Consider the following 13,690-nt stretch of genomic DNA (forward strand, 5'->3'; position numbering starts at 1 on the left):
CGCGACTCATGAGTGCTCGGTTATATGCGGGCCAATTGGTTGTGCGGTAGATTTTGTGTGTAGGCTTCTTCATTTGAAAATTATATCGCTGAAAAAGCCTTTACAGATAGGTTTGTGCAACAAAGCCTTCAAGTATTAAAAGACTACATATGTTGCAAAGTCTCAAGTAATACGATTTAACGTAGATGAACCACAAAATTACTTAGTATTTTCTCTGTACGGTAAGTGCGATATAGGGTACTAAACGGTACTTTTTGACTAGTTAAGTTCCAATTTTCGCACTTATCGTATTACATATTGCATCGACAAGAAATTTATAGGGGATATCCTTCATCAATTGAGTATTTGGAGTCTTTCTATAACCTTCTCGGAAAATGTTAGCCAATAGTTCTAGGTTTTATATGTAGAATTAGAGTTTACCCGAGCATCCTGTGATTAAAGCACCTATGGCGCTTATTTCATTCAGTGAAGAGTGCTGATTTTGAAATGTACCGAGACAAAGATTGTCATCAATTAACGCGAGTGAATCGTTTTAAAGGGGGATGTCTAGTTTGTTTGTCTGATGCCCTTCCTAGGCATGAAAAGTCAGATCATGGTGTTCCTCTGATTGGATGATATATAGAAAGTCCTCTTGTCTGTGACTATATTTTTGACCGTATACTACTGACTGGAAGTGATTATCATAGTGAAAGCAGAAAGGTATAATTAAGCTAATGAGCGGCTCCTTCATTTATACAATAAATGCAGATTATGCAAATCGTGTCTATATGGTAGGTGACTTACATGGCTGCCATAGTTTATTGATGCAAGAACTCAAGAAAATTAATTTTGACTTTTACAATGATTTACTTATTTGTACTGGTGATCTTGTAGATCGGGGTACAGAGAACCTTGAGTGTATTTCTTTGCTAGAAGAACCATGGTTTCACACCGTTAGAGGAAATCATGAAGAAATGTGCATGATGTCCGCACATGATCCTAAAATAAAAGAGATACATACACGTCATGGCGGGGAGTGGTTTTATCAACTCAGCTTGGAAAAGCAATCTGAAATTAGAGCTCATTTCCAACAATTGCCTTTAATCATAGAAGTTCAAATGGCACATAAAATCATTGGGGTAGTGCATGCAGATGTCGATATTCATGATTGGAATGCTTTTAAGCATGATATTGCACGAGGTGATTATAAAATTCCAGGAATCACATCATCATATACAAATGCACTATGGGGTAGGGGGCGAATACGTAATTACTCCAACAAATATGATATTGTGGAAAATATAAATGAAATCTATTTAGGTCATACAATTGTAAAAGAGCATACTAAAATTGATAATTGCCATTACATTGATGTCGGCTCTTCTTTCACCAAGAAGCTTTGTATTGTAAAAATCCAGTAAACACGGTGATGTAGTAGGGGAGTTCGGTGGTGAAAAAAGTTCAACTGGTCAAAAAAACAACACTTGAATCATGTATCCTAGCTTGTATCCTATAATTTTTTAATATTAATTAGTGTAATAAAAACAATAGGGTAGGAGAGGGTTGTTGTCCGTCTGGGCCCACCAAATTTATCAAGCACTTAGAAGCATTTCTTCTAGGTGCTTTTTTAATTCCAGATTCCATGTAAGCACTATGTATTTAATTAAAATAAAGTATAGAAGTAGGGCCTATATTATCGGCCTATATAATAGGAAATAGAATAACTTCATAAAAGGTAGGATTTTGGTAGGTAGTCTTCTCTATAGATTTATTCCATACTTCTATTACGGTGAGAGCCCCTAGTAATAATAGAGAAATGGTAGAAGGAATCAAACCATAGCTTTTAAGGAAATTACAGATTAAAAAAACGGTTTACTTATCCCTTATGTTTATTTTATAAGGATAGAGAGGCACAAGTAGTCAAAATCTTTAAAACGGCGCTGTAAGCCTCTATGTAAGTCAACTCTCCACTCGATGGACTTACATTTTCTTACAACCCTGCTCACGCTTTTTGAAAGCGGGCCAAGAAAACGTATCCCCATACGATCATTTTGGCTTATCCTAAATCCTTGAGAGGATAAGGAGCAGGGATTGTTCTTTTTTCAAAAAATTAATTAGCTCAAAACAGGAACTACATATTTTTATTTTTTAAATAGGATAAGAGAATATATTTGATAGAAATAAAATAATATATCTTCCTACAAGATGATTTCTGTCCTCAATTTAAATTTATTACAGGTTTAAAAGTTAAAATTAAATAACTGCTACTATTTAAATGTCCTGAAATTTAAGTAATATCTGATGCACTGACTGACTCTTTGGCATCAGTTCAATCAAGCGTTTTACTGCATCAATTGCTTCTGGGAAACGTGCTACATGTTTAAGCAATATATCCGTTTCATTAGCTTTAAAAATGGCATCACTGAGTCGTAGTTCCAGACAATTCCGCCAGGCACATAGAAATGGACTTTCAGTCTTTGCCAAAAATACACCTGTATATAGTTTCAAAGCAGAATCGATATAACCGGCATCCAGAGACTGTTCTGTTTGCAGGAAATCAGCTTCTACATGGGCAAGTAGACGATAAGGCCGTGAACCCAACATGCCACCTAATAGATCTCTAAGTTGCGACATTTCTGCTTTTAAGGTGCCCATACTCACTTTGCGTTCGCCATAGAGCGCCTGATGCAGATTATCCAGACTTAAACCTTGTGGACATAAGGCCAAAATAGCAAGAATTTCAGTTTGACGTGGTGTAATTGTTAGGGTTTTACCATTAAAAATGACCTGCGGGACAGAAAAGGCACGAATATATAAATGCTGTCTTTGTGATTCCAATAAAGCAGATTGAATAATGGAGGCACAGCGTTCTGCTGCCAGTAGTCCAAAACTATTGTGCTTTTGCCAGTCAGTGGACAAGGCAACTACACCCCGAATGTGTTTGGAATACGGATCAATAATGGGTGCAGCATAACAGGCCATATCTTGGACAGATGGCATGTAATGTTCGCTGGAAAACACACAGCTAGACTGTTGGGTTTTGATCGACAGCGCGAGAGCATTGGTGCCGACCAGTTCTTAACGCCACTGACCACCTTCAATGAGATGCACATTTTCAGCCACCTTACGCATTTCAGGACTGGATGCTGTCCACACTACAGTACTACCTACATCTCCTAGAGCTAATACCATAGAAGACTGTTCGGCAATGTGTTTAAGATTCTCAGCGCGCAATATTGCAAAGCATGACTTAAAGTCGAGGGTGAACGCACTTTCCTGAGATCGAGGAGTAGGGCAGCCAAACGATCTTTGGGGATATGAGCTACAGATGAGCGCTGCCATGAACTGACAATGCTCTGTTCTAGCTGTGCAGCAGGAGATAGCGACAAACTACTGCTCTGGCGTAGCTGATCAATTTTTTGTCTGTGTAGTATCAGATTTTGCTCTGTCATCATTCCTTATTCTCACAATAATTCATGATTTACATCCATTGTAATTATTATTGTTTTTATGAAGAATCAAAAGAAATGTAAACCTGTCGTATTTCAAACTTTATGACGATTATATTAATCTAATAATGTGGAGAAGTACCTTATACCATAGCTGTAGATGCAATTTCGTCACATTAAAATAGACTAAGGAAATAGATATGCATGATATTGATCCGAATTCGCTTAGTCTAAAAATTTATTAGAAAAATCTTTTAGTGGGTAATAGGTCATTCTAGGTAAAGGCGAAGAATATTTTAATCATTTTTTCTTAGTAAGTACTAAAGCAGATTCTGGTTCGCTTTTTTATGATCTATTTCAAACTAAAAAGCAACTTTCAAATTTAACTTTTATGGGGAAAAATTAAGAAATTTCTGAAGACATTAAACTTTGGCTAGTAGTTAGCTGCACTGTAATGATTCCGGCAAAATTATTTGAATGAATTTATAGAAAGCCTAAATCTATTTTCTATGTTTCTCGAATCTCTCTAAACTTGATATTCACTGAATCAGGCATTGTAGAGCCTATAAAATACTTTAGAGCTCAATTTCCTGTCTTATAAAAACTATCTTAATTGCAGATAACTTCTACGAATCAATAGCCTATGAAATGATGATGTTTGAATCGAAAGAAAACTTTAAAAAGCAGACGAAGTCTATTTGACAGAATGTAAAAATATGTTAATAAATATAATATGATTTTTAAACCAAAAATCATGGATGTTTCAGGAAGAAAGAACAGGAAGCTGATAAAAAATAATTACAGGAGTTTTAGCAATGCTTCAATTATTAAAAAAATATTTTGTCTGCACATTTATGAATACCAGCAAATGGAGGAAATTGGGGCAGATTGGGAATGCCGCAAATGTGGTACCCAAAGAGATTAAAAAATACTGCAAGAAAAAGTGAGCGATATGCTCACTTTTTTATATCCATTATATTTAATCTAAACTCATATCTATTAAAATCATTACCAGTACCACATGATGAGAAGGCCTAAATGAGCAAAGATTTCCATGCCAAAACCTATATTGTAGATGAAAATCTGGCTGACACTTTGCACTGGTTAAGCCTGCATCAGGACTGTTATGACTCTTTTAGCTTTGATGCACTGACGCAGGAACTGGTCGTACATCATGCCAATGGAACAGACCAGATCCGGATCGGTGATTATCTCAATGCCAGTTATGGCATTTTAATTACTGCGCATAACTTTTCAGCATCTTGAATTATTTCAATTAACTTGCCATTGCATCAGTCGCCAATGCGCGGATGCTTGGCTTTGGTTGTTCTGCTACCAGTCCCAATTTTTCAAAGAGCTGTTGGTCACGACCTTTGGCTGTATTTGGAGTCGTTAGCAGTTTTTCGCCTGAGAAAATTGAGTTGGCGCCTGCCATAAATGCCAATGCCTGATCTGAGTCAGTCAGTGATTCACGGCCTGCCGAAAGACGAATATAACTTTTTGGCATCAGAATGCGGGCCACTGCAATAGTTCGAATCCATTCAATCACATCCAGTTTTTCAACATCTGCCATCGGTGTGCCTTCAATTGGCACTAGCATATTGATGGGCACAGATTCTGGGTGAATCGGAAGTGTAGAAAGCTCAAATAATAAACCGATCCGGTCATTACGACTTTCACCTAAGCCGACAATGCCACCACTACAGACTTTCAAGCCAGCTTGACGCACATGGTCCAATGTATCTAGTCGGTCATCAAAGCTGCGGGTACTGATAATATGTGAATAGTATTCACGTGATGTATCCAGATTGTGATTGTAATAATCCAGTCCAGCATCTTTTAGACGTTCTGCCTGTGAGGCATTCAGCATGCCTAAAGTCATACAGGTCTCTAGTCCAAGTGCTTTGACTTCACGTACCATGTCCAGTACATAAGGCATATCACGTTCATGCGGATTACGCCATGCTGCTCCCATGCAGAAGCGTGAACTGCCAGAGGCCAGAGCTTCTTTTGCTTCCTGAATTACTTTTTCTACTGCAATGCGTTTTTCCGCTTCGAGTTTGGAATCATAATGTGCGGACTGAGAACAGTATTTGCAATCTTCCGGGCATTTACCGGTTTTAATAGAGAGCAGGGTACTGACCTGAACGGTATTGGCATCAAAATATTGACGATGAACCTGTTGAGCCTGAAAGATTAAGTCCATTAAAGGTTGTTGATATAGGGCTTCAATTTCTGCACGAGACCAATCATTACGTATTGGATCAATACTGTTCATCTGTCCATCCTTGTTCATATTTATTTATCAGGCTCCATCTTAAGTAAAAGTATCGCCATCTTCATTAGCAAAATATGACCTTATAGAAAAAACAAAACCCACACAAGGTGAGCTTTGTAGTTGAACTCTTGATCGGAGTTTATTCACGATGATTTCCGTGAATATTCTGGTTTTGTAAATCACTACGATGTTGCTTGTTTAATACACGTTCATCTTGTTCGTGCTGGTTATTTTTTGGAGAGCCAAGCGGGCCATGTTGTGACTGCTGCTGTTGCTGTTGTTGCTGCTTCTGGTGTTGATGTTGCAACTCTTCAAGCTGTTCCTGATTTTGATGTTGTGTATCAGATGACTTTTGCATATCCACCTCCGGCTTTATTTCTATTCTTTTTCCTTTATGCCATAGCTTGCACAGTAACTGTGTAAGGCTTTGACGAGAAAATGTGAACCGAAGTAAAAATTGAAAATTACCGGGATTTTGCCAGTTGTTCCTGTATGGCCCAGTCAATATGAACTTGTACAATCGCATCATGTTGATTCTGCTGAGCTTGTAATGCCTGGACAATCTGTGGATCAAAAGGCGCATTACCCAAGCCGATCGCAATATTGCGCATAAAGCTTTGATAGCCGGTACGGCGTAATGGACTGCCTTCAGTGGAGCTTAAAAATGTAGCTTCATCCCATTGCCAGAGATCCAGTAAACTCACTTGATCCAATCCATGTCGGGGGTGAAAATCTTCAATATTGGTTTTCTGGGCAAAACTGTTCCATGGACAAATCAACTGACAATCATCACAGCCAAAGACTCGGTTACCAATCCCTCGACGTAACTCCTTTGGAATGATTCCTTTAAATTCAATAGTTAAATAAGCAATACAGCGACGTGCATCTAGCATATAAGGTTCAACAATAGCCTGTGTCGGGCAAATATCAATACAGGCTGTGCATGAACCACAATGTTTGCTTGCAGGCTCATCAAAGGGCAGTTCCAGTGAGCTAAACAGCTCACCTAAAACAAAGAAAGACCCGGATTTTTTATGGATTAATAAAGTATGTTTACCGGTCCAGCCCATGCCCGCACTTTCGGCCAGGGATTTTTCAAATACAGGAGCAGAGTCTGCAAAGGGGCGGGATTCAAATTCACCGACTTTTTCCCGAATTTTAGAAGCCAGCATTTTTAGGCGCCCGCGCATGGTTTTATGATAGTCACGACCACGGGCATAACGGGCAATAATCGCAGAATTTGGTGCATAGGGTACTAGACGCGGTTCTGGAAGATCGACCAGATAATCCATTCGTACACAGATCACGGATTTGGTATTGGGAATAAGCAGTGTGGGATCGGCACGTTTTTCCAGATTTTCTTCCAAAAACTTCATATCACCGTGATAGCCGCGGTCTAAATATTCCTGCAAGCGGACTAATTCTGCTTGAGCATCCGGTTGGGCAATGACACAATCAGAAAAACCCAGTTCTCGTGCCTGCGCTTTGATCCACGCTTTCAGTTCATGGGGATCTTGTTGATAAACTTGGATTTGCGCTTGGGAATCGGGTGTTGTCATAAACCAGAAACAGGAAATAAGAAATGCAGCAGCAAGTTTATCATAGCCGCGATATACAAGCATGGGAGCAGCGCTGGTTTGGCAAGCAAAATAGTTCTTATGGTTTGATGCAACAGGTGGCATGGTCGATTGCGCAGCGACTCATCCCTTTGTTGGAACAACAGCAATTGACTCAAATCGCTGTGTGTTGTGGTCAGGGTAATAATGCCGGTGATGGCTATCTGATAGGTAAATATTTAAAACAGGCCGGTTTTGAAATAGATATTTATGCAGAAGAACCTGGCTCATCACAGGATCTGGCTCAAGCAATCGGGGAAGCTCAGGAAATCGGTATACCCATTTATTCAGGTTTTAATTTTCAGAAACAATATGATGTTTATATTGATGCCTTATTTGGGATTGGCTTGAACCGTGATCTGAATGAAAATTGGCAACAGATTATTCAAAGCATTAATACCCAGCAAGGACTCAAAATCGCAGTGGATATTCCAAGCGGACTGCATGCCAATACTGGCCAGCCTTTGCCAGTTGCCATTAAGGCAGATCATAGTTTTACTGTTTTAGGTTTAAAGGCGGGATTATTTACCGGACAAGGCAAAGAATATGCCGGCAAGGTAGAGGTCATCTCGGCTATTCCTCCCGATGCTGAACTTGTGCCAATAGCTCAACTTTCCTCGACTCAAATTCATCTGCCTAAACGTGAAGCTTTTGGACATAAGGGCAGTTATGGGCATGTGCTCGTAATTGGGGGGCATGCTGATATGGGCGGTGCGGTCATTATGGCAGCTGAGGCAGCCTTTGCTGCCGGTGCAGGTAAGGTCACTGTGGTTTGTGATGCCAAACATCATACGGCCATTTTGTCACGTGCTCCGAATATTATGCTGCGTGATATTAATGCGCTAGATGCTGAACAACGCGAAGCTTTAGTTCATCATGTGGACGCTGTCTGTTTTGGTATGGGGTTAGGACGAGATACTTGGGCTGAACAGCAATATAAATACTGGTTTGACCTGATTCAGCAATCAGAACTGGAGACAGTTCTCGATGCAGACGCCTTGTGGTTTCTGGCAAAAGCACCACAAAAGTTGAATGCCCATACTTATGCAACACCGCATCCAGGTGAAGCGGCTACTTTGTTAGAAATGAAAGCATCAGGAGTCGAAGCAGATCGCCTTCAGGCAATTCAACTACTCCAGCAAAAATATCAGGGACAATGGGTACTCAAAGGTTCAGGTAGCCTGATTTTAGAAGATGATCTCTATATCTGTACCGCAGGCAATGCCGGTATGGCAACCGGAGGGATGGGAGATGTACTTGCTGGCATGATCGCAAGTTTGAAAGCCCAATTTAAAGATGCCACCCATTTACATGAAATCGTAACTTTGCACGCACTTGCAGGCGATTTGCTGGCGAAAAAAGGTGAACGCGGCTTGCAGGCACAAGATATGAAACATGCCATTTACCAGGTTGTGAACCACTAAGGACAATAAAAATGCAGGCCATTCATTTGATCATTCAGGGCAAAGTGCAGGGCGTGGGCTACCGTCGCTGGTTTGAACAACAAGCAATTCAATTAGGTTTAAAGGGTTTTGTGCGTAATCTGGAAACAGGCGAAGTTGAGGCTATCATTGTGGGGAAGGAAGCGATTGTTCGGGAAATGATCCAGCTCAGCAGAACTGGACCACAACGTGCAGAAGTCACTGCAATTCATCAGCAGAAATTGACTCTTCAGGACGCTGATTTTCAGGATTTTAAAGTATTAACTAAAGACTAACGACGACGGGTGCTGACCCGGCTGCGTCCGCGTGCCATACCGCCTAAGGCATTCAATACGGCCATTTTACTCATGCTGCCTGAAGCATGAGCATGACAAATCGCAGCAGCAAGTGCATCGGCAGCATCTTGTTGCGGTTTGATTGTCAGGTTCAGAATACGCATAACCATCATCTGAACCTGTTCTTTGTCTGCAGCGCCATAGCCCACAACAGACTGTTTGATCTGCCGTGCCGTATATTCGGCAACTTTCAGATCCAGATTCACCAAGGCTGCGACTGCCGCACCACGAGCCTGACCCAGTTTGAGAGCAGAATCCGGATTTTGTGCCATAAACACCTGTTCCACCGCAGCCTCGGTCGGGCCGTAAAATTTGACAATTCGTTCGACACCAGCAAAGATTCGTTTTAAACGTTCAGGCATTTCCGCTGTTTCAGTTCTAATCGTTCCTGCATCAACAAAAGTGAGTTTTGAACCTTCTTTCTGGATGATACCGTAACCTGTTAGACGCGAACCGGGATCAATCCCAATAATTAATGACATGCCTGCACTTTAAAAATAAAATAATGCCCATATTGTTACATAAGCGTATCAAAAAAGCTTGATCCTGATGAAGCAGTTGATTACAGCATCCTAATATTTATTTTACTGAGATTAGATTAATTTTCATGAAATTATTTCTTATTATCCTGGCCGGCTTAGTCCTCGAAGTATTTGTATGGATTGGCGTGGGTGACCTTGTCGGGAGCATGTGGTACGTATTTTTCTGGTTCGTGGCGGCTTTCTTTATCGGTATGAACCTGATCCGGAAATATTCGGCCGGTGTAATGCCACAAATGCAGCAAATGCAGATGGGACAGATGAGTGCAGATCCAGCATTATCAAATAATTTGCCTAAAATCTTAGCCGGCTTTTTCCTGCTGATTCCTGGTTTGATCAGTGATGTGCTTGCGGTATTAATGCTGATTCCACCTGTACAACGTGCTTTCCAGGCAGCCATGATGAAAATGATGATGAAACGTCAGCAAGCCATGATGGAAAAAATGATGGGTGGCATGATGGGCGATGTCGGTGGAGGTGCAGGTCAAAACCCGTTTGCTGAAATGATGCGTCAAATGCAGGATATGCAGAACCAGCAGGGGGGGCATGGTGATTCGACCATTATTGATGGTGAAGCCCGTGAAGTGACCCCGGAAGCCAAGAAAATTGAAATGAAAGATGTGAACAAGAAATAAAATCACGCTTTCAATATAAATACTTCAAGCCGAATCTCATGATTCGGCTTTTTTACTGGAACTTTCTAATTTCGTTAAACAAAAGTTATAATAGTTTTTTTACCATTTGATCTTTTTTAAATGTCCTTGCTTTTTACCATCTGTTTTCTGCATTTTGTTGCTCAATTAAGCCCGGGTCCTGACATTTTACTTATCGCAAAAAGTGCTGCTTCTACGACACGTATGAATGCCTTAAAGGTGATTGCCGGAATTTCAGCGGGGATCGTGGTTTGGGTGATATTGACGCTAGCTGGCTTTACCGTACTGATCGATCAGTTTCCCTGGATTCAGCAAGTATTGATGGTCATCGGTGGGCTATTTTTGGCCAAAATGGGCTGGGCCATGCTAAAAAGTGGCTGGCAAAGTTTTCAGAACAGACATCAAACTCAAGATGATTTAAATACGGTAGAAGCACCAAAAAGTTATTTTATGCGGGGTTTATTGACTAATCTGTCGAATCCTAAAACCCTGATCTATTTCAGTAGCGTATTTTCACTTGCACTGAGTTCATCAGCTTCTGATTATTTAAAAGCACAACTGGCAGTGATTATTCCACTGCAAACATTTATCACTTTTACTTTACTAATGCTATTAATTTCCCATCCTAAAATTAAAGAGGCTTACCAGCGATCAGGACGTTATATCGATATGATTTCAGGCGGATTATTCCTGATTTTTGCAGTCTGGTTATGGTATGACGCGCTAGTTCTAATGAACTAAAAATCTTAATTTGATGGAGTGACAGAGGAGTTTTCGTTAGAAAGCTGCTGTGCAGCGGAAGCGTCAGAAACTGGATGATCCTGTTTCTGCACTGGAGACTGATAACGATTCGGTTTAAGGGTGGCCTCAGTATTTTCCGAACCCTGATAACTGCGACTGCGATTGGCACGCTCACGTAAGCCGCCTTTTTTAATTAACTGAACCATTTTCATGTCTCACTGCAAGATGACTTATTGTAATTCAAATTTTCTATTCTGGCAGCGTTTCATATTCAAGTTAAAAACGCATAAAAAAGACCTGATCCAACTCAGGTCTTGCTGGAGGATAAAAAATTAGCGCGGACGTTTATTATCTTGTTGCAGCACATCAAATAAAGACGACTGAGCTGGCACTTCCTGCTGCTGTGACTGGATATAAACATGCATTACCTTGAACGCGATTGCAGTAACCAGACAGGCCACCAGACATAAAATCCAAAAACCATAAGGGCTGCGAATATTATGTGAGCCACAGGCATGACATTCTTTTTGGCCAGCTTCCACAACTTTATCGCAGCACGCACAGTGATATTGATAGTACATTGCTAAGCTCCATTACATTTCTGATATTTTTTTTGTTATCTTTCACGGACTTTTATTTTAGGCCTACATGTCATATTAATGATGCAATTAGACGCTGACAAGTCATATAACAAAAAGTTACCCAAGTCTCAGTGAGGAAAACAAATAATAATTGGCTAAGTGCATAACATTATTAAGTTATTTCGAGAAATTTCTCTGGAATAATTAACTATGCTATCTATCAATTCATAAGCAATTTTTGAACCAGTTCGAGTGGAGCTTAAGAACAACAAGATAAAATGGGAAATAGACACGGCAAGAACTTGGATGAATTGATCTGCCCTAAAAAATAGAATGATATGGAATATATTTTGCTTATTTTTAACTATTCGTTGCACTGTATTAAGTCTATAAAAATGTTTAATTTCAATAATTTTTATGAAAGTGCACTATAAAATTAAGGAACAATACTGATCTCATGAAGAAAATATCACTGTTTTTATCATCCTTGCTCTGTATGAGCAGTCTTTATGCACAATCGGATATTGAAAAGGAAGTTATTGCCCAGTTTCAGCAGGATTTTAATGCGCAAAATTATGCAGCAATTTTTGAAAAGTTTTCACCTGAAGCGAAAAAGGCGATTCCTTTAAATATGTTTGAAAAAGTCTCTAAAGACTTACAGCAGCAACTCGGCAAAATACAAAGTCTTAAGTATATAGAGTCTAAAGGTAAAGAGACTGCAGTCTATAAGGCCAACTTTGAAAAAGACCGTCTGAAACTCAGCATGAGTTTGAATAATGATCAACAGATTTCCGGCCTTTTATTTACGCCCTATATCGAATCTACCGCAGCAAATAATAAGACAGTCAATGCTATTCAAGGCTATCCAAAAGCGATTGCAGAGAAAATTTATCAGGCTACTCGTACTTTTCCAGAACAAACTCAAGTAGCGATAGCGGTATTAGATCAGGACAAACCCCATTACTATGGAGTACAGAAGCATAAGGACAAAATCCAGGCCAAGGCCAATCAGGATAAAATCTTTGCAATTGGTTCTCTGACCAAAGTGATGACATCAACCATATTGGCTGAATTGGTGACACAAAATAAAATTAAACTCGATGACAAGATTAATTCTTATTATGCATTTCCATTTAAGGACAATATCCAGATTCACTTTCAGGATTTAGCCAATCATACGTCCGGACTGCCACGACTACCGAGTAATTTGGAAGTAGATGATGATACTGATCCATATAAGGAATATGATGCAGCTAAACTGGAAGAATATTTAAAAAATTCCTTAGAGCTTGAACATGCAAATAACAGTGGAAAAGTGCCACATTATTCTAATTTGGCTGTGGCTTTATTGGGACAGAGTTTGAGTCAATCACAAAATAAGGATTTTGCTGAGTTACTTAATGAATATATCTTTAAAAAGTATGGGATGAAACATAGCTATACCTCGCTTGATCAAGCAGCTAAGCAGCTTGTACCTGCATTTGATGCCCAAGGAAAAGAAATCACCACCTGGGCATTTGATACCTTTTTACCTGCGGGCGGCGTACTCTCTACAGCTTCAGATTTAACCAGATTTGCACAAGCTCAGCTCGATGCAAAAAATGCGGCAGTACAATTAACTCAGCAAGCAACCACAGAAAAAGCAGGTAGCTACCAATTGGGATTGGGCTGGTTTGTGCGAGAACAGGAAAATGGCACCAAAATCATCTGGCATGGGGGAAATACCGCAGGGCATTCTGCTATTTTGATGATTGATTTAAACAAGAAGAAAGCAGTCACGATTTTAGCTAATATTGCTGCTGTACATCCTGAAATGGGAAATATTGAAAAACTGGCTGCTCAACTTTTACAGGAATAAGTCAGCTTTAAGATATAAAAAAGCCCGCATTACGCGGGCTTTTTTAATTCATGAATTTTAAGGATTACTGACCAGAACGGATGATGTAGTCGAAGGCAGATAATGATGCTTTGGCACCTTCACCAGTCGCGATGATGATCTGTTTGTAAGGAACAGTGGTACAGTCACCTGCAGCAAATACACCTTTCACATTGGTTTCGTTGCGCTCGTTAATCACAA

At 39.9% G+C, this 13,690-nt stretch carries 13 protein-coding genes and 2 pseudogenes; 7 read left to right on the forward strand and 8 right to left on the reverse strand.

All coding sequences use genetic code 11. The annotated features are described in order from the left end of the window. Positions 1-713 precede the first annotated feature (713 nt). Positions 714-1,400 carry a metallophosphoesterase gene (locus tag ACEWB7_RS15610; RefSeq protein WP_411580953.1) on the forward strand — a complete coding sequence of 229 codons (687 nt, stop codon included), beginning with the start codon at positions 714-716 and terminating at the stop codon, positions 1,398-1,400. A gap of 850 nt (positions 1,401-2,250) precedes the next feature. On the opposite strand, the pseudogene ACEWB7_RS15615 reads toward ACEWB7_RS15610, so the two are convergent. Further along, positions 2,251-3,434: pseudogene (locus tag ACEWB7_RS15615) on the reverse strand (transcriptional regulator). A gap of 1,032 nt (positions 3,435-4,466) precedes the next feature. Here ACEWB7_RS15615 and ACEWB7_RS15620 point away from each other — a divergent pair. Next, positions 4,467-4,694, forward strand: a complete 228-nt coding sequence (locus ACEWB7_RS15620; protein WP_125279759.1) for a hypothetical protein — start codon at positions 4,467-4,469, stop codon at positions 4,692-4,694. Between the two features lie 10 nt (positions 4,695-4,704). On the opposite strand, the gene bioB is transcribed toward ACEWB7_RS15620, so the two are convergent. The 3 genes from bioB to queG form a co-directional block, all read right to left on the reverse strand. Continuing rightward, on the reverse strand, positions 4,705-5,706 hold the full coding sequence (bioB, locus tag ACEWB7_RS15625; RefSeq protein ID WP_159124490.1) for a biotin synthase BioB: 1,002 nt from the start codon (positions 5,704-5,706) through the stop codon (positions 4,705-4,707). 139 nt (positions 5,707-5,845) lie between these two features. After that, the gene (locus tag ACEWB7_RS15630) at positions 5,846-6,064 is read right to left on the reverse strand and encodes a hypothetical protein (RefSeq protein ID WP_005236211.1); all 219 of its coding nucleotides are present in this window, start codon (positions 6,062-6,064) and stop codon (positions 5,846-5,848) included. Positions 6,065-6,170: 106 nt separating this feature from the next. Further along, positions 6,171-7,265, reverse strand: coding sequence for a tRNA epoxyqueuosine(34) reductase QueG (gene queG / locus ACEWB7_RS15635; RefSeq protein WP_411580954.1), 1,095 nt, complete (start codon positions 7,263-7,265; stop codon positions 6,171-6,173). 23 nt (positions 7,266-7,288) lie between these two features. Between queG and ACEWB7_RS15640 the strand changes: the two genes are divergently transcribed. Both ACEWB7_RS15640 and ACEWB7_RS15645 read left to right on the forward strand, forming a co-directional pair. Then, complete coding sequence (locus ACEWB7_RS15640) at positions 7,289-8,746, forward strand: NAD(P)H-hydrate dehydratase (RefSeq protein ID WP_312316143.1); 1,458 nt, start codon at positions 7,289-7,291, stop codon at positions 8,744-8,746. A gap of 11 nt (positions 8,747-8,757) precedes the next feature. Next, positions 8,758-9,039 (forward strand): acylphosphatase, encoded by a 282-nt coding sequence (locus ACEWB7_RS15645; RefSeq protein ID WP_179993093.1) that lies wholly within the window; start codon positions 8,758-8,760, stop codon positions 9,037-9,039. On the opposite strand, the gene ruvC is transcribed toward ACEWB7_RS15645, so the two are convergent. After that, the gene (gene ruvC, locus ACEWB7_RS15650; RefSeq protein WP_004784062.1) at positions 9,036-9,581 is read right to left on the reverse strand and encodes a crossover junction endodeoxyribonuclease RuvC; all 546 of its coding nucleotides are present in this window, start codon (positions 9,579-9,581) and stop codon (positions 9,036-9,038) included. The genes ACEWB7_RS15645 and ruvC overlap by 4 nt on opposite strands. A 125-nt stretch (positions 9,582-9,706) precedes the next feature. On the opposite strand from ruvC, the gene ACEWB7_RS15655 reads away from it, so the two are divergent. After that, positions 9,707-10,273: an FxsA family protein gene (locus ACEWB7_RS15655; protein ID WP_159124495.1), complete on the forward strand. Its 567-nt coding sequence runs from the start codon at positions 9,707-9,709 to the stop codon at positions 10,271-10,273. A gap of 120 nt (positions 10,274-10,393) precedes the next feature. After that, positions 10,394-11,032, forward strand: coding sequence for a LysE family transporter (locus ACEWB7_RS15660; RefSeq protein WP_312310242.1), 639 nt, complete (start codon positions 10,394-10,396; stop codon positions 11,030-11,032). 5 nt (positions 11,033-11,037) lie between these two features. Here the strand turns inward: ACEWB7_RS15660 and ACEWB7_RS15665 are convergent, their stop codons facing one another. Together ACEWB7_RS15665 and ACEWB7_RS15670 are read right to left on the reverse strand one after the other, a co-directional pair. Continuing rightward, positions 11,038-11,238 (reverse strand): hypothetical protein, encoded by a 201-nt coding sequence (locus ACEWB7_RS15665; RefSeq protein ID WP_005236199.1) that lies wholly within the window; start codon positions 11,236-11,238, stop codon positions 11,038-11,040. Between the two features lie 126 nt (positions 11,239-11,364). Continuing rightward, positions 11,365-11,613: a hypothetical protein gene (locus tag ACEWB7_RS15670; RefSeq protein WP_004784054.1), complete on the reverse strand. Its 249-nt coding sequence runs from the start codon at positions 11,611-11,613 to the stop codon at positions 11,365-11,367. A 457-nt stretch (positions 11,614-12,070) separates the two neighbouring features. Between ACEWB7_RS15670 and ACEWB7_RS15675 the strand changes: the two genes are divergently transcribed. Continuing rightward, positions 12,071-13,471: a serine hydrolase gene (locus ACEWB7_RS15675; protein ID WP_312316145.1), complete on the forward strand. Its 1,401-nt coding sequence runs from the start codon at positions 12,071-12,073 to the stop codon at positions 13,469-13,471. A 64-nt stretch (positions 13,472-13,535) separates the two neighbouring features. Here ACEWB7_RS15675 and ACEWB7_RS15680 read toward each other — a convergent pair. After that, positions 13,536-13,690: pseudogene (locus ACEWB7_RS15680) on the reverse strand (pyridine nucleotide-disulfide oxidoreductase); the annotation flags it as partial.

The organism is Acinetobacter sp. NIOH-H-8, assembly GCF_046635365.1.
Classification (GTDB): domain Bacteria; phylum Pseudomonadota; class Gammaproteobacteria; order Pseudomonadales; family Moraxellaceae; genus Acinetobacter.